The sequence below is a fragment of the Psychrobacter nivimaris genome, assembly GCF_904846365.1.
GTDB lineage: Bacteria > Pseudomonadota > Gammaproteobacteria > Pseudomonadales > Moraxellaceae > Psychrobacter > Psychrobacter nivimaris_B.
Genome location: NZ_CAJHAL010000023.1, coordinates 38,530 through 61,749, shown reverse-complemented (window position 1 = coordinate 61,749; position 23,220 = coordinate 38,530). Strand labels below are relative to the sequence as shown.

Here is a 23,220-nt window from a genome sequence, read left to right as displayed (position 1 = left end):
CGTTGCGCTTGTTTGGTTTATCTGCTTTCTCATGCTTGGGGTAGCCGAGATGGTCTTCCATCTCAGCCTCTAAGGCAGTATCGATAAAGGATTGCATGAGCTGCTTTTGGAAGTCTTTGATGTCATCAAAGCTTTTCATGCTACCAGCCATTTGCTCGGCCAGTTTTTTAATGTCAGATTGAGTAGTCATTGCTTATTCTCCTGTTAATGGATTATAAGCAGTTACACAAAGTTTGGGAAAGGCTCGTTAAGCCTCGTAGAAACAAAGTCTTTGAGAAGCCACCTTGCTGATTAAAGCTTAATTTTTATTAGACAATGATAATTGTATCTCTTCAGTGCTTAAACCTTTATCTATTAACGCTTGTATCAGAGCATCGCTGTCCATATCTGAAAGTGATGCTTTTTTATGCTCATTTAGCGACTTTTCAATTTGCTGCCGTGCTGTCTGAAAGTCAACGACCTCGCCTGTTTCTCTGAGCAGGTCTAAAAAGTCTGCCCAGACTTGCATGATTTTACGGCGTTCTTCTAAGTGTTGCGCGTGGTTATAAACCGCTCTGATACTGCTTTTTTTATCGTGCGCCATTTGCTTTTCGATAGCATCGCCCATGTAGCCAAGCTCGTTCAGATTGGTTGAAGCAATGTGGCGAAAGCCGTGCCCTGTCTGTTTGCCCGCATACCCTAGTATATCTAGCGCGTTATTAATGAACTCTTCGCTATACGGTTGATGCATGCCCGTATGATAGAACACGTATTCATATTGCCCTGTAATGGCTTTCATCTCTTCTAGCACTGCGAGCATTTGATCTGATAGTGGTACGACATGCTTACGCGCAATTTTGAGATTGTCGATATCAACGCGCCATAAACGGTTGGCAAAATCGATATGTGCCCATTTCATCATACGCAGCTCAATGGTGCGGCAAAATGAATAGGCTAAGAATTTCATACCTAATCTAGTTTGGTCGTGACCATGATAACCCTCGATAGCTTGTAGTAGGCCAGGCAGCTCACTGATATCGACATGCTTCATGTGCTGACTTTTGGCTTTAGGATAGAGTTCCTTTAGGTCATCGATTGGGTTTTGCTCAATGATACGCTCGCGTTTGGCACGCTTCAAAACATTAGCAACCAAATCAATAGTGCGTCTGGTAACCTCACGTGGCGGTTCACCGTTTTTGTTCACACGCTTTTCGATCTCGTCTGCCATTGATCGGCAGTCTTCAAAGCTTACATCCTTTAAAGCAATGCCTTCAAAATGAGATAACACGTCTTTATGCATACGGTTATAGTCTTGCTGATAAGTACGCGGCTTGACGTTACGTTGTCGTTCAGCAAGCCAGTCTAGCGCATAGTCATTAAATTTTTGCGCGTGGATATTAGCCAGCTTATCTTGACGCTTTTTGTTTTTTGGATCGATATCGTCAGCCAGTAGTGCTTTGATCTCAATATTGGCTTGTCTTGCCTCAGACAGCGACATGAGGGGGTAAGTACCAAGGATCATATTTTTCTGCTGACCATTAAAGCGATACGCACTTATCCAAGTTTTCGTACCTGAACTACGTACCAGCAACTGCAAACCTCGTTGATCGCTATATTTGTCTGGGCAAGAAGGGGTGCATTTATCAGTGGGTTTGAGCTTACGGATCTTACTATCACTTAACATGTTGGTCTATTCCCTATACCTACGAGCTATATGCTTAAAGCATTAAGAGGATTATGTTGGTCTACAGCATATAAATCTAGATCGAATGTTGGTCTAATTGCGGCGTATATGAATAATAGACCAACACAAGCGACGGGATAAGTGTGTCACGTTGGGTTGAATTGGGAAAATAGTAGGCATAAAAAAAACGCTAGAAGCGTTATTTATAAAGGGTTTGATTAGTATATGGGTGGAATTGGGGCAAGGTGGGAAAGCTGCTATTTGAGAGGATTTTATAAGATTGGCGGTGAAGGAGGGATTCGAACCCTCGATACGCTATGAACGTATACACACTTTCCAGGCGTGCGGTTTCAGCCACTCACCCACTTCACCGTTTTTTGAACGCCTAAGTATAGCGGATACCATTTAGAATGTCACGACTTGCGCGCTATCTTTCTTTATTGGCAAGCGCCTGCTAGGATAGCAAGTATGTAACGGCAAGTATAAATGGTTGAAAGTTGAATGATAAGTTTTAGTAGGCTTAAGTACGGATGTAAGAATAGTGCACTGATGGCAGTATTGCTTGTCGCGACGGGTATTACCCAAGCACACGCTGATGATTTGACCCAGTGTAGCCAGTCTTTTTATGGGGGTGTTTATCCTGAATTTACCAATACCAAGCTAAAAAAAGACACACAAGCGCTATGCATGGATGGCTTTGCGGTTATGTATTCAGGGGTATCGCGTACACCGCTTTGGTCAGCAGAGCATCTCGATCGCACACGTCTACAACAAGCTAAGCAGATCGATCGTGAAGATAGCTTTCACGAAGAGAGTAAACTGCCAAAGTCAGCACGAGCCTCATTATCCGATTATTCAGGCTCTGGCTATGATCGAGGTCATTTGGCACCCAATGCCAATATGGCCAATCGCAGCCAGCAGTATGATAGCTTTAGTTTAGCCAATATTGCTCCGCAGTCACCACGTAACAATCGCTACATTTGGCGTAATATTGAATCTGCCACTCGGTATTTAACGCAGCAATACGGTGAGGTGTATACCATCACGGGTGTGGCATTTACTGATAAAAAAACCAAGCAGCTCGCTAACCGTGTCCTTGTGCCTAGCCACTTCTTCAAAGCGGTATATATCCCAGCAACCAATCAAGCAGGCGTGTATTACGCACCAAATGATGAGTCAGAACGCATCGATGTGATCAGTATCGATGAGCTGACCACTGAGATTGGCATCGATGTATTACCTATGCTAGATAGTCAGTCCAAATCTCAAGCGTTTGATTTACCATTGAAGGCAGGTGAGAGCTCAGATACCCCTGAGGCACCTGTGGAGGAGCCTGAGTGGATGCTATTTGTCTGGGCTATTTTAGAATGGTTAATTGCACAGTTGCAAGCTTAAGCTGAAAGTAAGACCCAAAAATAGCCTCATTTCGAAAAAAATAAAATGTTACTGATAATAAGGATAATCAAATGATTGAGCCATTCGCCAACGACCATCAAAGCATGCAGATTGGTGATCTTGTCATTGAAAATCAAAAAGACAAGATTATTATATATGGTGATATTGATCTCACTTTTGACGAATTAGGATACGACCAAGCCCAACAGCTACATGAGCTGTCGGGGAAAATCGTACAAGCATTTGCAGATAAAAATCTATATAGTAAGAATGATGCTAAGTCAAAGGAAAATGATGACCAATTAGATAAAGATATCGACAATCCTTTCCTATAAGTCTTTGATATAGTTTTATTTTTACAGAAATAAGAAACTGTAAAAAAATTACTAGGCAAAACCTAAAAATTGCTTATAATGAGTTAAGACATCGCTTGTGTCGCTTGAATCTTTAACCAAAAGCTTATAAGTTGTAATGGTAACTATCATTTAAAAAGGTCGAAACCGTAAAGCTCGTAATGAAAGGTTCTAGCAAAGGATAAGCATAGGACAACAGAAACATAACGTTTCGAGTAATCATTGTATGAAGGGAGTCAATCTATGAAATTATTTACAAAGACCACTTTAGCAGTTGCTGGTATTGGTATTGCTAGCATGGCATTCGCCGCTGACCCATTAGCCAACACTACTTGGCAGACATATGATGAAGGCAAGCCAAAAGGTACGGTAAAGATCACTGAGTCAAATGGTGTGTTGACCGGTACTCTTATTGCTACTAACTCAGCTAAAGGCAAAAAGCACGTTGGTACGACCATTATTAAAGGTCTAAAAGCTGACGGTGGTGGTAAATATAGTGGTGGTACGATTACTGACCCTGAAAAAGGCAAAGACTATCGTATGACTGCAAGCTTAAGCGGCAACACATTGAAGCTAAAAGGCTATATCGGACCATTCTCTCGTAGCCAAGAGTGGAAAAAGAAATAAACTAAAAAATTAGTTTTAGCGTAATACATAAAAATCCCGCGTTACCGAAAGGTCTCGCGGGATTTTTTACGTTTTAGATTTAAGCTTATGGCTTCAACAGGGGAGAACTTTAAACACTAAAATTATAAACGCCGATACTACAGTGGGTAGTATCAGCGCATTTAACATCAATCTTTAGCTTACTTGAAAGGAGCTTATCTTATAAATTCTGGGTAAGCTTCCATACCACATTCTGCAATATCAGCACCTTCATACTCGTCTTCTTCAGAGATACGTAGACCGATAACCAGCTTGATGATAGACCAAACCACTAGGCTGGCAATGAATACCCAAGCAAAGATGGTTGCAGCACCCACAATCTGACCGATAAAGGTAGATGCTGGGTTAGTAATAGGTACGATTAGTAGACCGAATAGACCGACCACACCGTGAACTGAGATTGCACCAACTGGATCATCAATTTTAATTTTGTCTAAGGCTAAGATTGATAACACTACAATGATACCGGCAATAACACCGAAGATAGTAGCTTGTAATGCAGAAGGAGTTGAAGGCTCAGCAGTAATGGCAACTAGACCTGCTAGTACACCGTTTAGAAGCATGGTTAGATCCGCTTTACCAAAGATGATGCGGGCTAAGATTAAGGCACCGACAGCACCGCCAGCAGCAGCAGCATTAGTGTTCAAGAATACCATTGCAACAGCATTAGCACTAGCGATGTCGCCTAATTTAAGCACTGAACCACCGTTGAAACCGAACCAACCCATCCATAAGATTAGTGTACCGAGTGCCGCCAATGGTAGGTTGGCACCAGGAATAGCGCGTATCTCGCCGTTAGGGCCATATTTACCTTTACGTGAACCTAAGAGTAATACACCTGCTAGAGCTGCTGCAGCACCTGCCATATGTACAATACCAGAGCCTGCAAAGTCAGAGAAGCCCATGTCGCCTAGGTTGAATAGACCAAAGACATCGTTGCCGCCCCATGTCCAGCTACCTTCTAGTGGGTAGATAACACCAGTCATGACCACAGCGAATAATAAGAATGACCACAGTTTCATGCGCTCAGCAACCGCCCCTGATACGATTGACATACAGGTCGCTACAAAGACTACTTGGAAGAAAAAATCTGATGCGGCAGAGTAGACAGAGTCGCCACCGAAGCCGTTTTCAGCAGAGGCTGCTAGAGCGTCTTCTACTAACGTATCACCGCCTGCAATTCCGCTTAAGAATAGATCGCCACCATACATAATCGCATAGCCGCATACCATATACATGATACTAGCCGTTGCAAATAGTGCGATGTTTTTGGTTAAGATTTCGACTGTATTTTTTGATCGGACCAGTCCGGCCTCTAACATAGTGAAGCCTGCTGCCATCCACATGACCAACGCACCACATATCAAAAAGTAAAACGTATCGAGCGCATATTGGAGCTCAAAAATTTGACTTTCCATTTAAATTCCCCCTTGAATTTATAATATAGATATCGGCATTACCGATAGATAAAAATGCTGTAAGAGTCTGTACCTATAAGTTTATGCCCGTAGGTAGGTCTTCAAATTTAGATAGCGTCAGGTCCTGTTTCACCCGTACGGATGCGGATAACTTGCTCAAGTGCAGTGACGAAAATCTTGCCATCACCAATTTTACCAGTGCTAGCGATACGAGTGATTGCCTCGATAGCAGGCTCAACCATCTCGTCGATCACAGCGACTTCGACTTTTACTTTAGGTAAAAAGTCCACCACGTATTCTGCGCCGCGATAGAGCTCGGTATGACCTTTTTGACGACCGAAACCTTTGACTTCAGTGACAGTGACACCTTTAACACCGATGTCGGAAAGCGCTTCACGCACGTCGTCGAGCTTAAACGGTTTTAAGATCGCAGTGATTAGCTTCATAAAAAATTCCTTATTTGTGTGATGCCGCAGATTGATAGAAGTACTATGGTGCATCATCATATCTCTGCCTTGCTTACTGTAAGTTATTCAAGAACTGTGCCAACCTACTCAAGGGGGGAGGTAGAATTGGCGTGTTCATTAAAAAGTAATGACAGTAGTGACATAGAATATGGGCTACGATGCAACGATTAGAGCCATCGCTACAAGCATAATAAAGGTGAATCAATCTTTAGCGTTTGGTTAACGAAAACTTTATTATAACCAACTTTTTGAGTGCTTGGGGAGGCTATCCCTTTATTTCATGTGACGATTTGCTAACTTGAGTTTGGTCGTTAGCTTGGTCTTTTCATGCAAGCATATCAAAGATGAATGGCGGGAAGGTAGAGAGAAAATAGAGATAAGCGGCAGAGCCTAACATAGTAGTCAGACCCCTGCGCTTAGGTAAATAAAGGGTTTGGACGTGTTTATATATATGTCGTTAGGCTTTAGGAAAGAGTAGATAAGGGGTTTTTGTACTGACCAATAGCTTTTTTGTATCGCTACCTTGTAGTAATTCGCGTAGACGAGATTGGCCAAAAGCCCCAGTCATAAGTAAACCGATATCATGTTGGTTTTGATAGTAGTTCAAAGCTGCCGCTACATCACGGCAGTCAAGCAATGTCTTTTTGGATTTGATACCTGCCTGTTTGAGTTTGGCGTAGGCTTCACGCAACGCATCACAGTTATCAGAAGTTTCCTTGCCAACCATCACAATATGAACCGTTAGTGCACGCACCAGTGGCGTTTTACACAGCCAATTTAGTAGTTTATGGCACGTTGGACTGTTATCAAACGCAAATAAAGCGGTAGTAGGGGGCAAAAATGGTGCATGTGTCACCAAAATGGGGCAGTGACTGACTCGAATGAGTTGGCTCAGTGTTGATTTGCAGGTGACATGATGACCTATAACGATCAATTGTGCTTGGTCATCGACGTAATCAATGCTCTGATTGAGGTTCTCATGACGATGCAATGTGTATGTCTTTAGCTTATGACGTTGCTGCTCACAATATGAGGTTGCTTGAGATAATAGCAGTCGCCCCTGCGCTTTTAGTTCACAGTTGCTCAGATGCTCTTTAGATGTGAACTGTTCGAGCAAAGCGTTTTCGTCATCAATATTGAGGCAACCAGAATAATTAATAGCGGCTTTTTGCTGCAAGCTTGGCATCGAGTGCAATAAGCCAACAGGCGCGCGCAGGCGAATAGAAGCCCACATACTGGCCTCTAGTACCGCTTGAACATGATCAGGACAGTCCAAGCAAGCAATCACACTATCTGGTTTTAAATTACTCATAAAACGACCACATCATTTTAATAATAAAAATCTGCTATCTCAGTTTAGGGTAGATGTATGAAAAATATATCCAACCCATTTACCAATATAACTGTCTATTAATATCCGATACATCAGCCATGGACTAATAATATAGCCACATGGCAACCGCGTAGATTTACTTAGCAGTGTCGCTTAGTCTAACAAGCCAATGTCTCGGCGGTCATGAACAGAGAAGCGATCAATCAGTGTTCGACTTGCATTGTTGAGTCCTACCACTTTGACATCAATACCTTCACGTTGCAAGCGCATCACTAGCTTGTCCAAGGTATCAACAGCGCTGACATCCCAGAAATGTGCTTGGCTTACATCAATCTGAATACTATCTACAGCCTCTTTGGTATCGAAACTATGCAAGAACTGGGTGGTAGAGGCAAAGAATACCTGCCCTTGAACATAATAGTAGCGGGTATTGCTGCTGTCATCATATTCACTAAAGATGGTTAGGAACTGACCAATTTTATTGGCAAATGCTAAAGCAGATAGCAGGACACCTACGCCCACACCGTAAGCCAGATTGTGAGTAAAAACGGTAGTCAATACAGTCGCCAGCATAACGATATTAAACGACATTGGATGCGTTTTAAACTCGCGAATAGATTGCCAGTTAAACGTACCAATCGATACCATAATCATGACTGCAACTAGGGCTGCCATTGGAATTTGACTGACCCATTCACTTAAGAACACGACCATAATAAGAAGCACAACACCGGCCATCAAAGTAGACAGACGCGTACGACCACCCGATTTGACGTTGATCATTGATTGGCCAATCATCGCACAGCCTGCCATACCACCAAAGAAACCTGATACGACATTAGCCATACCTTGACCACGACACTCTTTGTTTTTATCACTTGGGGTATCAGTCAATTCATCGACGATCGTTGCTGTCATCATAGACTCTAAAAGACCAACGATGGCAAGCGCGATAGAGTATGGCGCAATAATCAGCAAGGTATTTAGGTTCAATGGAATGTCAGGCAACAAGAATACTGGTAATGAATCTGGCAAATCACCCATGCTACCAACGTTACGAATATCAAGATTCATATACATTGCAACAGCGGTCAAACCTACAATACAAATAAGCGGTGAAGGAACGATGCGACCGATTTTAGGAATAAGTGGAAACAGATAAATAATCGCCAAACCAGCTGCCGTCATGATATAAACGGTCATGCCGACACGCTCAGTCATTGGGTTCAGTTCTGGTAATTGCGCGGCAAAAATCAATATTGCTAAAGCATTGACGAAACCGATAACCACTGAGCGAGAGACAAAGCGCATCAGGTTACCAAGCTTTAGAATGCCCATTACGACCTGAATGGCACCGCAAAGCAAAGTTGCGGCAAGCAAATATTGCAGACCGTGGTCAGCAACCAAATCGACCATGACCAATGCCATCGCGCCAGTTGCTGCCGAAATCATACCTGGACGACCACCGACAAAACTGATTACTACCGCGATACAAAATGAGGCATATAAGCCAACCTTTGGATCGACACCAGCGATAATAGAAAAGGCAATGGCTTCTGGAATAAGGGCTAGGGCTACAACCAAACCCGATAAAACGTCACCGCGAACATTGGAAAACCACTCGTCACGCAAGTTATCAATAAAAGATGTCATAAGTAAACTACATAGGGTTAGAGGCAAAAAAAGTAATCATTACTCATTTATAAAATGATCGCGTCGCTAATAATAGCTATTCATTTTTCTTTTACTTCAACATGCACTAGGTCATGTTGCTGTGTTGAATTGTGAGAAACTAATAACCGAGGTATCTAACTAATAACCGAGGTATCTAACTAATAACCAAAGTAGCTACTGATTTTTTTGGTATCAAAAATACGCTCATCAATAATCAATACGATGATAAGGGCAGTAAATTACCTAAAAATATTTTTTAAAAGATTGCTTAAAATAGGCAACTAGATAGATGTACCTACAATAATATATAGAGTCAGCAATCACTTGCTGTAGTAGAAGGTGATATATCACTCGTCAAATTATCAAAATTGTCTGATACACCCTTATTACAACGAGAATCGTTGATGAAGAGACGTGACAATCGCGCGATAAATGTGACAACATGCTAAACTAAAATGCTTGAGCAATGTGCTCAGCAAAATACTGATAAATATTAATCAAGCTGACTATTATAGCATTAGCCACTTAATATAAAAACAGGCGAATAATAGCATAAACTCATAAAAAATCAGTACCGAAATCTGAACGATGGCGTTAAGATGCTGCACATCTTAGCGGTGTCGATTAGAGTCGCTATACAGCAGATTTATTTGATACAACTTTTCTCGTTTAATAGAAGGAATAGATATGACCACTAATACAGCAACAGAAGCCTTACTTCATAAGGGTAGTGGTCTACAAGTCGTGGTCGGTTTGGGGCAGTCTGGATTGTCAGTCGCGCATTATCTGGCCAAGCAAGGCTATCAAGTCGCAGTCACTGATGCTCAAGTTACCCCTAAATTGGCCGATCAGTTGCCAGCCGAGATTGAGATTCGTCAGTTCGGTGGGATAGATGCCGATTTATTGCAGCAAGCGGCACGTATTATTATTAGCCCAGGTATTTCTCTCGAAACTGCCGCTGTAGCTGCTGCTCGCCAAGCCAATATTCCTGTAGTTAGCGATATTCAACTGTTCTGCGAAGCGTGTACTGTACCCATTGTAGCAATTACAGGCTCTAACGCCAAAAGTACGGTCACTACGTTAGTCGGTCAAATGGCGGCAGATGCTGGCGTTAATGTGGGTGTCGGCGGCAATATCGGTGTACCAGCTTTAACATTACTAGCGAATCCTGATATGGAGCTTGCAGTGCTTGAGTTGTCTAGCTTCCAGTTAGAAACCGTCACCAACTTGGGCGCAAAAGTAGCAACTGTGCTCAATATGTCGCCTGATCACTTAGATCGTCATGGAGATATGCTTGGCTACCATCAAGCCAAACACCGTATATTCCAAGGTGCTAAATCAGTGATGATTAACCGCGAAGATGCACTGACTCGTCCATTGGTCGCAGACAACCTACCGAGAATTAGTACGGGTATTCATGCCCCTGATAAAGGTCAGTATGGTCTTATTACCGACACAGAAGGCCAAACTTATCTTGCTCGTGGTACAGAACGATTACTGTCGGCAGACAAACTGTTGATTAAAGGTCGTCATAATCTACTGAATGCGCAAGCGGCTCTGGCACTTGGCGAGCTTGCAGGATTACCGCTAGAGAGCATGCTAACCACTTTACAGCGGTTCACAGGTCTTGAGCACCGCTGCCAATATGTGGCAAATGCTGCTGGCATTGATTATTTCAATGATTCTAAAGGCACCAATATTGGTTCGACCATGGCCGCTATCGAAGGCTTGGGCGCAGTCTATGCGCCAAAAGACGGTAAGCTACTATTGATCCTAGGCGGGCAAGGCAAAGGGCAACAGTTTGGTGAATTAACGCCTTTTATCAATCAATATGTGAGCCAAGTCTTGTTCATTGGTGAGGATGGTCAGCAGATTGAACAACATCTCAGAGCTGCGAAATTGAGTGATGATGTCGCACTACATCAGTGTCAGACACTAGAGAATGCCTTTGCGACTATTCAACAAGTCACTACCAGTAGTTTATCGCAAGTACAAGCTGTATTGCTGTCACCCGCTTGTGCTAGCTTTGACCAATATAGTGGTTATGCGGCTCGCGGTGAACACTTTAGCCAACTGGTCAATCAATTAGACACCGCACAATCAGAAGCTTGATAGGTAGTCGAATATATTAAGCAGCTATATAGGTTGGCATAGCAGATGTCTATTCTCTAGCAACAGCCAGTATTTTCTGGATAAATGATTGTTTTGCTTATAGATTGCTGCTACTGTCAAGCATATAATCCTGATTACTAAAATAGGTGCTAGCTAAGGCGTTTGTCGATGGTTAAAGGTTTTTTATTACCATCTATTTAGTACGATTTATTTTATAATTTTTTAAACGGTGGCGTTTCATAGACGCCGTGTTTTTTCGTTTGTTAGTGTATATAAAATTATGGCGCTCTCTTCTTTTTTTCGTTCCTCGCCCCAAACCAAGCAAACCTCTGGCTCAGATGGTGTTCTGTCTATGCCGTCAGCGCGCGCAATTTTATTATCTAGCGTCGGCTGTATGATGGTGCTTAGTCTTCTGATGGTGGCTTCTGCTTCTATCCCTTTTGCGCTTAGCCGTGGTATGACCGAGCTGTATTTTTTCAAAAACCAGCTGTTGTATATGACGATTGGTTTAATCGTTGCGGTCATTCCTTATTATGGCGTGTCTTTACGCACCCTATATAAGACCGAGACCCAGTTTGCTTTGCTGGGCATCACGGGGCTATTGCTTATTGCCACATTGTTTAGCACACCAATTAATGGCTCTAAACGCTGGCTTACGGTAGGCGGCTTTAACTTTCAGGTAGCCGAGCTAGCCAAACTGGTCATGATTGTGTTTGTATCTGACTTTGTGGTGCGCCGGTCTTTTGAAGTTCGTAATGGCCTAGACGGTTTCTTACGAATTATGCTAGTAGTGGCGCTGATAACGATACTGCTATTGTCGCAGCCAGATTTTGGTTCTTTTGTCGTCATTATTGGTACGCTGTTCGCGATTTTTTATATTGCTGGGGCGCCTTACAAGCATTTCTTAGCATTGGCTGCTGCTGCTGTTGGCGGTGCAGTGTTGATGGTGACTACGGCAGAGTACCGATTGGTGCGTGTGATGTCGTTTATGGATCCATTTGACGATGTGCAGGATACCGATTATCAGCTGGCACGTAGTTTGATCGCCTTTGGTCGTGGCCAGTTCACGGGTGTCGGCTATGGTGAAAGTGTACAGAAACTGTCGCATTTGCCTGAGGCGCATACGGATTTCTTATTAGCCATTACGGGTGAAGAGTTAGGGTTCGTCGGTGTTAGCATGGTACTCATACTTGAAGCATTGATCATCGGTAGTGCGATGCGTATCAGTTACAACGCGCTGAAACGTCGTCAAATGCGTATGAGCTATACCGCTTTCGGAATCGGTGTGGTGTTTATTGCCCAGACGATTATTAACGCTGCGATGAATATGGGCGCCATTCCAACCAAAGGTTTGACTATGCCGTTCTTTAGTTATGGCGGATCGTCTATGTTGATTAGTTTGGTTATGGTCGCGCTATTATTGAAGATATATAAAGAAAGCCCTGAAATAGAAAAAAGCCAATGCCGTTACTATTAATAGGTTTTGCATACAATGGGCTTGGCATAATGTAACTTTAAGATTTCGGTAAATAGTGTTGCGAACTATTGGAATAAAAGCGTCACTCATAGTGGCGCTTTTTATTGTCTATTTATAGCTTTTGAACTCTTATCAGTAGGACAAGTTTAACTGTTGCTTGCCTTGTAGTGGGGTATTGTCCCATTGAGCAATGGCTTGTTTAAGCATATTTTCTGGGGTATCGCTATCGACCTTTGCTTGCTGCAGTAGCGATAGGGCTTCAGTAATAAGTTGGCTCGGATCTGATGTGTCGATTGGTTGAGCAAGGTTTTGCTTAGAGAGCTTTTGGCCATCAGCATTATTAATCAATGGCAGATGATACCATTGGTCAATAGTAGGTAGGCGCGCGGCTTGCATGATACCGATTTGCGCCGTCGTCATAGGTAGAATATCGAGACCACGCATGATATGAGTAACCTGCTGTAGACCATCATCGAGGCTGGCTGCCAGTATGTAATTAATCATACCATCTTGGCGGCGAGCAACCATATCGCCTAATGTCTGCTGCGGATTATCCCACTGCAATCCCTGAATACCGTCATTGAATCCAATCCGATAGTCTGGTAGCTGAATACGTAGCTTGTGCTGCTGTCTATCAAGGTCAGCTCCCACACAGCGACGCGGATAGCGTTGTCTATTTGAATGTACTTGATCAATTGGTGAAACTTGTTCGTCTAACGATGTCTGGTCGGTCAGCGCAGCTAAGCTAGCACGACTATGGTTTCTACTTATCTCTTCTTGCGCCCAGTACTGTTCTAAGTCCTTACGGGAGCATTGGCAGCCATAGGTCAACGGCCCTAGGTATGATGATATATAATCGTTGTAGATATCAATGCGCTCAGACTGATAAATGACATCACCATCCCAATGTAGCCCAAGTGCCTCAAGATCCATCAAAATTTGCTCAGTGAACTGTCTATCGCAGCGTTCAGTATCAGTATCTTCCATACGCAGCAGCCACTTACCACCGATTGATTTGATATGGCAGAAGCTGGCAAGCGCAGTCGTTAAAGAGCCGAGATGTAACTCACCCGTTGGTGAAGGCGCAAAGCGGCCAATGGGCTGTGATGGTGGCGTTTGATTTGGCATGGTGGTAGGCATTGTTTTCAAAATAAATGGCTGTCTATAAGAGGTAATAAAGATAGAATAATAAATATGAGTATCAAAAGATATTCATTAAATGAGATTGTTTTGTTAGTCATGTCATTATTTAGACGATTGTATTTGTCAGAGCAAAGTCAGCAATACAGCAAAGTAGTGACAGTCTAAAATACAAAAAGCGACCCATTATAAGGTCGCTTCTGTTTACATTCATATCTGTAATATCTGATCTAAGCGCCTTGGTTTTGACGTTCTTTGATTTCAGATAAAGTTTTGCAGTCGATACATTGGGTAGCGGTTGGACGTGCTTCAAGGCGACGTAATCCAATCTCTACACCACAAGTCTCACAAAATCCATAGTCGTCATTTTCGATTTCTAACATAGATTTGTCGATTTTGCGGATAAGTTTGCGCTCACGGTCACGAGTACGTAATGCCAATGCAAACTCTTCTTCTTGAGTGGCACGGTCATTAATGTCTGGCATGGCGCTTGACTCATCTTGGATGTAATTTTTAGTACGATCCGCTTCGCCAATCAGTTGGTTTTTCCAATCCAATAAAATAGCCTTAAAGTGCTCCAACTGCGCATCAGACATATACTCTTCGTCTTTGGCCGGCACATAAGGAGTAAATTTAACTTCACTCGGATTCGTGGTCAGGGTGCTCATATGGGTATCCTACTTTTTCAAATTAATTCAATAAAACGACGTATCAAAAGACAAGACGTTATTAATGCTACAAACGCTACAATTTGTCCTTTTATCAAACGTTTCACCACTTGGTAATACAAGTAACACAGCTGATCAAATAATATCGTAGACTTTATATACTGACAGTTATATACCGATTGTTAGATAGATTGTTATACAAACTTCGGTTTTAATAATACTGTCTAAAGCATGCCGTAGGTCATTGATTGTGAAAACTGAGCTTGTGGTTAATGGGCCATCCTAGCTATCGTGCAGTGGCTTCATATTAGATATTGGGCCACCCTTGCTTTATTTCATAAGTTGTATCATTGTTTGTAATAATAATGAAGTGATTTTTTATACTGAATGCATATTTTATTTGTTTATTACTGTGTTTTTTATCAAAAAACATTGGTGAAAGCTATAAGTATAAAGGGCTAAGACTTATACCAGTACCAATAATTCTGGGCATCAAGTATCCAGTCTTTCAACCCAGCTTGCAACTGTTCCATTGTTGGCTAATTGCAACCAGCGATATCCTGGTAATGCATGCTCATCATAAGAGAAATCATCTTCATAAGGTTTGAACTGATAGCAGGTAGATGGCGTGCTATACACCGTGACGCCTTGGCGCAATCGAACTTGCTCTTGGTGAGTATGGCCACTGATCACCACTTGTAGCTGTTCAAATGGCGCCATATGCTGCCAAAAACTCTCAGTGTTTTCTGCCATATGGGTATCAATCCAGTCAGAGTCAACTGGAACAATATGATGGTGTAGGGCGATTAATGCGGGCTTATCACAGGTGCTGAGTCTCTCACATAACCAATTGATATCAGTAGGCGTGATCTCGCCTGCGACCTTACCAGAAATGGACGAGTCTAATAACAACAATTGCCAGTATTCAGTCTCAATGACATGACGACTTAACAAGCGTGAGTCAGCAGGCTGAGCGACAAGCTCTCGCTGAAAAAATGGCAAGTCTTTACCATTCTCGTCCGTCACATCATGATTACCAGCAATACAAGCAAAAGGAATCTGAGTCGCCTGTAATACAGTAAAGATATGATCATAAATTGAAGACTTTACTCGATTGACCAAGTCACCGGTCACAATAATCAAATCACAGCGAATATCTTCACTAAGCGCCTGCTGAAGCACTGCTTCAAAGCTACGCTGACAAGTCACGTCATCATTATAGGTATTATTCTCATCAACAAAGACAGGCGTCGATAAGTGCAAATCAGTAATCTGTAAGATATTTATCGTTTGGTCAGAGGTGCTTAACTTATTGGCAGGATAGTTTGGCATTGGTTCAGTCCCTTATCGAATCACAACAATAAGTATTGTTAGCGCGAGTATGGATAAATGAGCTACTATTTTTCACTGGGTATTTATAATTATCATCAATCTACTATAAAAGAGCACAGCGTTTGCTTTGAACTTACTTTGACTCTAATCAACGATATTTATACTATTAACTAGTAATATCAAAGTTAGAGCCAACTTATAGTAATATTGAACTAAAGTATTCATTATATTAATAAAATAAAGTCGAACAAAAAGATAGCGAAAAACAGTCATATTTTATTTATTATAACGTATTTACAGCGACGCTAACTAAAGTTTTATCTTTATTAACTTCGAAAAAATGAGTGCAGTAAAAAATAAAGCAGCTAATATCAAGACGATAGAAAGACCTGTTTGAATATCTAGCCAAATACTGCCCCACACACCAAGTGTCACACCCAGTTGAGCGATTATCAACGCTATAATCACCATTTGTTTTGGCGATGCCGACCATAGACGTGCGGTCAGTGCAGGTAGCACTAATAATCCGCTGATTAATAGACTGCCAACCGCTTGTAGTGCAATCGCACAAAACCCTGCCAGTACACCCATAAAAAACAGCCGTTGCCGCGTTGGGTTGATACCTTGAATACGTGCCAATGCTTCATGCGTTGCCAGCTTGATTTGCGCAGGCCAAATGTAAATAAGCAGTCCCAAGCCAGCTAATACGCTACCAGCAAGCAAAGGCAAATCTGCCCAATCAAGATCTAGCAAGTTGCCGAATAAAAACCCGAGCACATTGGCCTGTTGGTCAGTCAATTGGGTCAAAGCCAGCAAGCCTAGGCATAAGAGCGATACCGAAACGACTGCCAGTACAGCATCCACTGGCAGACGCTCATCATCAATCAAGACCAGCCCCAGTACGACCATGACACTGACTAATGCAATGCCGATACCCATTGGTAATTGCCACCACACAGCCAAAGCCACACCTAGCAACGTGCCATGAGCTAAGGCATCGGCGAAAAACGCCATGCGCCGCCACAATACCAAGCAACCTAACGGCGCTGATAATAACGCTAATATACTGCCAGCGATCCAAGCAGGCGCAATGATGGCTAACCAAGCAGTCATAATGAATGTCCGTAAAATTTTTTATAAAAGAGTAAAGCCGTATTATTTATATGTTTAATAGTTTTGGCTTTAATGAGCTAGATTTTGGCGATTTTGAGCCTTGATTACTGACGCTATAGCTTGCTTGGTGCATGGTGTTCACAGGCATGGGGCTGATGCACGTATGGCTGCTCATAATGATGACCAAATAGCTTTTGAAACTCAGTACTAATGGCCAGCTCGCTTGGTTGTCCTTCACAGCAAATATGCTTATTCAAACAAATGACGCGGCGGCTGCCTTTCATGACCCAATGCAAATCGTGAGACACCACCAGCATGGCGCAACGTAAGAAATCAGGCAGCTCATCAATGAACTGATATAGCCAAACTTCAGTATCGGGATCGAGACCCTGCATCGGCTCGTCTAAAATAAGCAAGTTGGGTTTGTCTAGTAGCGCTCTGGCCAATAGTACGCGCTGCGTCTCACCACCTGATAAATGCAACATCTGCCGTGACAGTAGATGGGTTAATGATAAGTTATCAAAGATAAACTGCCGCTGCTCAGGGGTTAAACGTTTCTTATCTGCTTGCCCCAACAAGTCGCAGACACGTAGCGGCAATATCGGTGGCACAGCAAATCGCTGCGGTACGTAGCCAAGCTGTAGCGGATGATGTGCTGTCATAGAGCCATCAGTTGACTCAATCAAACCTAAGATAAGTTTGACTAGCGTTGACTTACCAGCGCCATTGGGACCGATAAGGCTGACCGTTTCATTAACAGCAATGTCGATATCTATGTGAGAGAGCAGGCGTTGAGGCCCGATATGATAACTGATATTGGTTAAGCTCAATAATTTGTCAGCATTACTCACAGTACTGCTATTCGCAACAGCAGTATTCGACTGATTAGAAGGTAGGGTAGAGGTATTCATAATATGACAACGCATAGGTAAATAGACAATCGACGAATCATGCTTAAAACATTCACAAAAACCACAGTAGCTTTAATTTTACTGGCAAGCTTGGCAACGACCGCTAAGCTCAATGACACTACGCTCAACCACAAACCCCACATCTTGCTCGGCAAAGCTCATCATTTCCTGAACGGGCAGACTGCTGCATTCTTGCACGCGTTGACACTGATCGCAGATCAAGAAGGCGGCTGTATGCTGGGCGCGCGGGTGACAGCAAGGAACATAAGCATTGATAGACGTTAATTGATGAATTAATCCTTCACTTAGCAAAAATTCTAAACTGCGATAAACCGTCGGTGGCGCGACATTTTTCGGCGCTCGTTTTTTGGTTGTCTTAGTGTCTACCGAAAGTGTTGGTGGGCTCGCTACTTTTTGAATATTACTATCATTAGGTATAGACAGTCGCATTTGCTGCAACTGAGTGATTAGGTCATAAGCGCCGACGGGCTGATCTGCCTCCAAGACCAATTGATATATCTGCTGACGCAAAGGCGTAAATCGCGCGCCATTTACACGGCAATGCTCTTTAGCTGCTGCTAAGCGTTCATGAACATCATGCGGAGTCAGATCTTGCACATCATGCAAATGTTCGCAGATCGATGAAGTAATAGACATGGTACAAGCTCCTAAAAATAGCATGGTAATCGCATGACGTTTTTTATGATAGCGTTTTTTATTGTTATAGTATAACATACTAAAATAAGAACTGAGCTAATTGTCTTATAATAGTCTTGTTTATCTACCCTTTTCACAGGAGTTGGGCAGGATATTATTACTTATACTTTCGTTATCCAATAATGTTATCTAACAATAAAAGAGCTTACTATGAACGCTGTTTTTACTTACTCCGTACGTTCGCTTATCACATTACAGCGCTTGCTAATGACAGGACTGATAGTTTTAGGAACTTTCACACTGAATGCACAAGCTGCAACGGTCAGTGTTAGCAATTATCCGCTATTCTTGTTAAGTGAAGCAGTAACAGAAGGCGCGCCATCAGCCAATCGACTATTGCAAGCGGGGGAGGTGGGACATCATGGTAGTATCAGCCCAGGTGATATCAAAGCAATCAAAGACAGCAAGTTTGTGGTATGGTTCGGTGAGCCGCTAGAAAACAATCTAGCAGCAAGTCTAAAAACAGCCCCAAATGCCATTGCTTTATTTGAGTTTGATGCATTCAATCGTCATCCATTACGTGATGTAAAGGGCGACGCTATCGCGGGTACACTAGATCCACATATTTGGTTAGACCCTGAAAATGCCAAAGCCATTACCCGTGCATTGGCTGTGATTCATAGCCATGCCAATCCGCAATATAAAGACCTATACCAAGCCAACGCGAAAAAATTTGCACAGCAACTAGACAAAGAAGTTACTGCATTTGAGCAAAGCTCTACTCAAAGTGCCTCAAAAACACGACCTTATTGGGCTTATCATGATGCGTATCAATATATCGAAGACAGCTTACACTTAACGCTCGTCGGTAGCCTTAGCGTAGATCATCATCTATCACCCAAAGCAAGCCAACTACGTTGGTTAAACGAGCAACGCCCAGCTAAGCAAATGTGTTTAGTCAGTCCAAGTGAGCCAGCAAAGGGCTTACTTGCGAAATTGCAACCAGTGAAGAGTACGGTACAACCTGAAGATATGAGTAGTAGCGATGACTTTATCAGCGGTTGGCAGAGTATGGCTAAACAGATATATCAATGTATCTCTTAATGTAGCCAAAAACAGCAATTTGCTAGGATTGTTTGAGTTGGTTGTACAGCTTCGCTTCAAGCACTTATGACAGACTAAATACTATAATAATCTTAGCAAAATGCGTTAGGTGACTGATAAAAGTCATATTTTACTTGCTTAATAGTTACGCTCTACCTATAATAAGTAGCGTTTTATTTTGGCCGAAAGGTAATGCCTGTAGAGTAAGTCATTCACGGATAAAATTATCATAAGTATGATATATTGTCCCAATGCTGTAAGGGCTATAGGAATACCGATGACCAAGCCTGCCAAACGCACGCAAAAAGACAAGATTGGCATCTATATTAAACGACAAGCATGGATACTATTTATCCTTATTATCATTGCTTGGATAGTAGATACTATTTGGCTACATAGTGAGCTTACGATAGCAAAAAGCGCTGCAATTGGTGCGCTACTAAGTTTTATCACTCAAGCAGTATTTGCGTTTTTTATTTTTTGGTACACCGGATATCGCGCGCGCCAACACATCGTTAGCCAGCTATATCGGGGTCAAATGTCAAAATGGTTATTGACCGTGTTTGGTTTTGCACTAATTTTTATTACCGTACAACCCCTATCTGCGCCAGCGCTGTTTATCGGTTTTATGGTAATGCAAATTAGTCACAGTTGGATGTTGTGGCATATACGCTAGCGCTAATAAATGATCGCTAAACAGATGATTTATTAATAGTACTGGCAAGTCACCCTGCCGTCCAGCTTCTCTATGACTAGTTCGAAAAGTCGAAGCACAACGTTGTCTTAGGATAGCACCAGTGATTATAAAGACCGCACTATGAGTCTCAATGTTAGACGTAGTATGCAGTGAGAGGGTAGGGGTTATTCAACTATCTGTATTGCTGATAATTAGAGTACGGTTATCTGATTATGGTTAGTAGCTATATTAGCAAGTAAAACTAGTGGCTAACTTATTCATACAGTGGATAAAAAAATCACAATTGACTTTACACGAATACAACGCTGCATTAATATAGGCGGCTAAATATTTTGCTTATAAGCGCTACATTAAGCGCCGATCGTAAAAAACGGTCAGTGGGCAAGCACATATATAATAATTTTGCGTATAAAAATGCAAGGGCTATTACTGAGTTATCATAAGCCCTTTTTTGATAGCTAAAATTTATCTCACGCTATCAAATACTGCATATTAGTAATAGAACTATGGGTTGGATGTTGTTGGTTACATGAGTGTTTTAGTAAGGTTTATTTATTTGCTTAATAGCAAGATAGATATCCATACTACACCTCATCAGATGACAACCATATTTTTGGTAGTTGATTAAATCGTTGATTAATAAGAAGCTTACATTATGGCATCCGAGCAAACATCATCAGAATATATCTCTCACCACTTAACGAATTGGACGTATGGCTATCTGCCGGGCGAAGGTTGGAAAGTTGCTCATACTGCTGAAGAAGCAGGGGCAATGGGCTTTAACGCTATCCATCTTGATTCTATGCTATGGTCGATTGGTCTAGGTATCTTATTTTGCGCCGTCTTTTGGATGGTTGCCAAAAAAGTCACTTCAGGCGTGCCAGGAAAAACTCAGGCAGCAGTTGAGATGATCGTTGAGTTTGTTGATAACAACGTTCGTGATTCATACAGTGGTACATCAAAATTGATTGCGCCATTGGCGTTGACCATTTTTGTCTGGATCTTTTTGATGAACTTGATGGATCTAATACCTGTTGATTTCATTCCAGGTATTGCTGGGCAAATCGGTGCCGCTATGGGCCATGATCCACATCATGTTTTCTTTAAGATTGTTCCAACGACTGATCCTAACATCACGCTTGGCATGTCGTTCTCTGTCTTTGCACTGATTATCTTTTATAGCATTAAAGAAAAAGGTTTGGGCGGCTTTATCGGTGAGTTAACACTACATCCGTTTGGCGCCAAAAACCCAATCGTACAAGCGATTTTGATTCCCATCAACTTCATCCTAGAAGCAGTTACTCTAATAGCCAAACCTGTATCACTTGGTTTGCGTCTATTCGGCAACATGTATGCTGGGGAATTGATTTTCATACTGATTGCTCTAATGCCGTTTTGGATTCAATGGGCGTTATCGGTACCGTGGGCTATCTTCCACATCTTAGTTATTACACTTCAAGCGTTCGTATTCATGATGCTGACGATAGTTTACATGTCGCTTGCATCATCAACTGAACATTAATTAGACATTCAATAGGTAAATGAGGATACATCAATGGATCCAGTATTAGGTGGTTACACAGTTATCGCAGTAGCACTACTTATCGGTCTTGGCGCACTTGGCACAGGTATTGGTTTTGCTATTCTAGGTGGAAAATTCTTAGAAGGCGTTGCGCGTCAACCAGAGCTTGGCTCACAATTGCAAACTCGTATGTTCATCGTAGCAGGTCTTCTTGATGCTATTCCGATGATCGGTGTTGGTATTGCTATGCTATTGTTGTTCGCTAACCCTCTAGCAGGTTAATCCGAAAGCTCAGTTGTAAATGTTTGGTATTCGGAGACTTTCTATCAAATATAGTCAAGATTTGACTACCAAACATGATCAATGAAACTGATTTTTCATTAACAAAGAGGTGATCACGTGAATATCAATTTTACCCTCGTCGGTCAAGCCATTGCTTTTGCAATATTTGTGATTTTTTGCATGAAATTCGTGTGGCCACCACTTATCGGTGCCATCAATGAGCGTCAGCGTAAAATTGCTGAAGGTCTGAATGCCGCAGAAAAAGCAAAAGCAGATTTGGCGACCGCGGAGCAAAATGTCCAGCAGGAACTTGATCTTGCAAAGACCAAGGCTGCCGCTCTAATCGAGCAAGCGAACAAGAGTGCCAATCAGCTCGTCGAAGATGCAAAATCGCAAGCCCAAGCGGAAGGCGAGCGCATTCGTCAACAAGCGCAAGCATCTATCGATCAAGAAATCAATCAAGCGCGTGAATCATTGCGTGCCCAAGTTGCTGAACTGGCTGTACTTGGTGCAGAGAAGATTTTGCAAGACAAAGTCGATGTGCAAAAACATGCCAGTATGTTAGACCAACTGGCGGCGAAGCTGTAATTGTGAGGATATAATGGCTGACTTATCAACCTTAGCACGACCGTACGCTAAAGCCGCGTTTGACTATGCCAACGAAAACGGCGCAGTCATCGAGTGGGAAAACTTCTTACTTGTTGCTAGCACTGTTGTCAATGACAAGTCGTTCAGTACTTGGCTAGACAATCCAGCTGTTTCTGCTGAGCATAAGTCAGCTGCTTTGGTCGATCTTTATGATACGCAAGTAGCTAGCGCTAATGATTCTGCTTTTAAGCAGTTATTAAGCGAAGCTCAAGGGACTAGCCTTGACAGTAACGTAAGCTATCCAAAAGTATCAGTAGCACTTAGTAACTTCGTTAAACAGTTATCAGAACAAGAGCGTCTGGCGCTGCTTCCTGAAGTTTATGAGCATTATCGCCGTCACAAGGCAATAAGCTTAAAGCAGCTTGACGCATATGTGACCTCTGCCTACCCATTGACTGATGAACAGCGTCAAACGCTACAAACGCGTCTTGCTGCCTCGCTAAATGCTAGTGTAGTGATTCACGAATCAGTTGATCCAAGTCTATTGGCAGGCGCTACAATCAAAGTCGGTGACAAAGTCATTGATGATTCGATGCGCGGCAAGTTACAACAGTTAAAAACACAGCTAACTGCCTAATGCCAATCATC

23 protein-coding genes and 1 tRNA gene are annotated in these 23,220 nt (G+C 42.4%); 11 read left to right on the top strand and 13 right to left on the bottom strand.

What is annotated here, in order from left to right:
* The 3 genes from JMX63_RS10320 to JMX63_RS10310 all read right to left on the bottom strand — a co-directional run.
* Positions 1 to 190 (bottom strand): transposase (locus tag JMX63_RS10320; protein ID WP_201572256.1); only part of this gene is annotated, 190 nt, incomplete at its 3' end.
* A 108-nt stretch (positions 191 to 298) separates the two neighbouring features.
* Positions 299 to 1,663: a tyrosine-type recombinase/integrase gene (locus JMX63_RS10315; RefSeq protein WP_201572255.1), complete on the bottom strand. Its 1,365-nt coding sequence runs from the start codon at positions 1,661 to 1,663 to the stop codon at positions 299 to 301.
* A 281-nt stretch (positions 1,664 to 1,944) separates the two neighbouring features.
* Positions 1,945 to 2,035 (bottom strand) — tRNA-Ser (locus tag JMX63_RS10310).
* Between the two features lie 177 nt (positions 2,036 to 2,212).
* On the opposite strand from JMX63_RS10310, the gene JMX63_RS10305 reads away from it, so the two are divergent.
* From JMX63_RS10305 to JMX63_RS10295, 3 genes are all read left to right on the top strand, one after another.
* Complete coding sequence (locus tag JMX63_RS10305) at positions 2,213 to 3,058, top strand: DNA/RNA non-specific endonuclease (RefSeq protein WP_201548412.1); 846 nt, start codon at positions 2,213 to 2,215, stop codon at positions 3,056 to 3,058.
* Positions 3,059 to 3,129: 71 nt separating this feature from the next.
* Positions 3,130 to 3,393: a hypothetical protein gene (locus JMX63_RS10300; protein WP_102092103.1), complete on the top strand. Its 264-nt coding sequence runs from the start codon at positions 3,130 to 3,132 to the stop codon at positions 3,391 to 3,393.
* A gap of 261 nt (positions 3,394 to 3,654) precedes the next feature.
* A complete protein-coding gene (locus JMX63_RS10295; protein WP_101205965.1) occupies positions 3,655 to 4,038 on the top strand; it encodes a DUF2147 domain-containing protein in 384 nt (127 codons plus the stop codon).
* A gap of 194 nt (positions 4,039 to 4,232) precedes the next feature.
* Here the strand turns inward: JMX63_RS10295 and JMX63_RS10290 are convergent, their stop codons facing one another.
* The 4 genes from JMX63_RS10290 to JMX63_RS10275 all read right to left on the bottom strand — a co-directional run bounded on the left by JMX63_RS10290 (position 4,233) and on the right by JMX63_RS10275 (position 8,948).
* Complete coding sequence (locus JMX63_RS10290; RefSeq protein ID WP_102078333.1) at positions 4,233 to 5,495, bottom strand: ammonium transporter; 1,263 nt, start codon at positions 5,493 to 5,495, stop codon at positions 4,233 to 4,235.
* Positions 5,496 to 5,602: 107 nt separating this feature from the next.
* Positions 5,603 to 5,941 (bottom strand): P-II family nitrogen regulator, encoded by a 339-nt coding sequence (locus JMX63_RS10285; protein ID WP_010197981.1) that lies wholly within the window; start codon positions 5,939 to 5,941, stop codon positions 5,603 to 5,605.
* Positions 5,942 to 6,419: 478 nt separating this feature from the next.
* A complete protein-coding gene (locus JMX63_RS10280) occupies positions 6,420 to 7,274 on the bottom strand; it encodes a universal stress protein (protein ID WP_102092102.1) in 855 nt (284 codons plus the stop codon).
* A gap of 174 nt (positions 7,275 to 7,448) precedes the next feature.
* Entirely contained in the window at positions 7,449 to 8,948 is a 1,500-nt protein-coding gene (locus tag JMX63_RS10275) for a SulP family inorganic anion transporter (protein ID WP_057762027.1), read from the bottom strand.
* A 708-nt stretch (positions 8,949 to 9,656) separates the two neighbouring features.
* Between JMX63_RS10275 and murD the strand changes: the two genes are divergently transcribed.
* Together murD and JMX63_RS10265 are read left to right on the top strand one after the other, a co-directional pair.
* Positions 9,657 to 11,081 (top strand): UDP-N-acetylmuramoyl-L-alanine--D-glutamate ligase, encoded by a 1,425-nt coding sequence (murD, locus tag JMX63_RS10270; protein ID WP_201572253.1) that lies wholly within the window; start codon positions 9,657 to 9,659, stop codon positions 11,079 to 11,081.
* A 280-nt stretch (positions 11,082 to 11,361) separates the two neighbouring features.
* Entirely contained in the window at positions 11,362 to 12,558 is a 1,197-nt protein-coding gene (locus tag JMX63_RS10265) for an FtsW/RodA/SpoVE family cell cycle protein (RefSeq protein ID WP_201572251.1), read from the top strand.
* 132 nt (positions 12,559 to 12,690) lie between these two features.
* Here the strand turns inward: JMX63_RS10265 and gluQRS are convergent, their stop codons facing one another.
* The 6 genes from gluQRS to JMX63_RS10235 form a co-directional block, all read right to left on the bottom strand.
* Positions 12,691 to 13,686: a tRNA glutamyl-Q(34) synthetase GluQRS gene (gluQRS, locus tag JMX63_RS10260; protein ID WP_201572249.1), complete on the bottom strand. Its 996-nt coding sequence runs from the start codon at positions 13,684 to 13,686 to the stop codon at positions 12,691 to 12,693.
* A gap of 242 nt (positions 13,687 to 13,928) precedes the next feature.
* On the bottom strand, positions 13,929 to 14,366 hold the full coding sequence (gene dksA, locus JMX63_RS10255; protein ID WP_057762021.1) for an RNA polymerase-binding protein DksA: 438 nt from the start codon (positions 14,364 to 14,366) through the stop codon (positions 13,929 to 13,931).
* Between the two features lie 492 nt (positions 14,367 to 14,858).
* A complete protein-coding gene (locus JMX63_RS10250; protein WP_201572247.1) occupies positions 14,859 to 15,698 on the bottom strand; it encodes a metallophosphoesterase in 840 nt (279 codons plus the stop codon).
* 309 nt (positions 15,699 to 16,007) lie between these two features.
* A complete protein-coding gene (locus tag JMX63_RS10245; RefSeq protein WP_101205961.1) occupies positions 16,008 to 16,811 on the bottom strand; it encodes a metal ABC transporter permease in 804 nt (267 codons plus the stop codon).
* A gap of 113 nt (positions 16,812 to 16,924) precedes the next feature.
* Positions 16,925 to 17,722, bottom strand: a complete 798-nt coding sequence (locus tag JMX63_RS10240) for a metal ABC transporter ATP-binding protein (protein ID WP_102078326.1) — start codon at positions 17,720 to 17,722, stop codon at positions 16,925 to 16,927.
* 78 nt (positions 17,723 to 17,800) lie between these two features.
* The gene (locus JMX63_RS10235) at positions 17,801 to 18,379 is read right to left on the bottom strand and encodes a Fur family transcriptional regulator (protein ID WP_102078336.1); all 579 of its coding nucleotides are present in this window, start codon (positions 18,377 to 18,379) and stop codon (positions 17,801 to 17,803) included.
* A gap of 210 nt (positions 18,380 to 18,589) precedes the next feature.
* Here JMX63_RS10235 and JMX63_RS10230 point away from each other — a divergent pair, with 210 nt between their 5' ends.
* The 6 genes from JMX63_RS10230 to JMX63_RS10205 all read left to right on the top strand — a co-directional run bounded on the left by JMX63_RS10230 (position 18,590) and on the right by JMX63_RS10205 (position 23,209).
* Positions 18,590 to 19,483: a metal ABC transporter solute-binding protein, Zn/Mn family gene (locus JMX63_RS10230; RefSeq protein ID WP_201572246.1), complete on the top strand. Its 894-nt coding sequence runs from the start codon at positions 18,590 to 18,592 to the stop codon at positions 19,481 to 19,483.
* Positions 19,484 to 19,760: 277 nt separating this feature from the next.
* Positions 19,761 to 20,159, top strand: a complete 399-nt coding sequence (locus tag JMX63_RS10225; RefSeq protein ID WP_102093133.1) for an ATP synthase subunit I — start codon at positions 19,761 to 19,763, stop codon at positions 20,157 to 20,159.
* Positions 20,160 to 20,835: 676 nt separating this feature from the next.
* Positions 20,836 to 21,702, top strand: a complete 867-nt coding sequence (gene atpB, locus JMX63_RS10220; RefSeq protein ID WP_101205957.1) for a F0F1 ATP synthase subunit A — start codon at positions 20,836 to 20,838, stop codon at positions 21,700 to 21,702.
* A 33-nt stretch (positions 21,703 to 21,735) separates the two neighbouring features.
* A complete protein-coding gene (atpE, locus tag JMX63_RS10215) occupies positions 21,736 to 21,984 on the top strand; it encodes a F0F1 ATP synthase subunit C (RefSeq protein ID WP_010197960.1) in 249 nt (82 codons plus the stop codon).
* A gap of 117 nt (positions 21,985 to 22,101) precedes the next feature.
* Positions 22,102 to 22,572 (top strand): F0F1 ATP synthase subunit B, encoded by a 471-nt coding sequence (locus tag JMX63_RS10210; protein ID WP_101205956.1) that lies wholly within the window; start codon positions 22,102 to 22,104, stop codon positions 22,570 to 22,572.
* Positions 22,573 to 22,585: 13 nt separating this feature from the next.
* A complete protein-coding gene (locus tag JMX63_RS10205) occupies positions 22,586 to 23,209 on the top strand; it encodes a F0F1 ATP synthase subunit delta (protein ID WP_114701799.1) in 624 nt (207 codons plus the stop codon).
* Positions 23,210 to 23,220 lie beyond the last annotated feature (11 nt).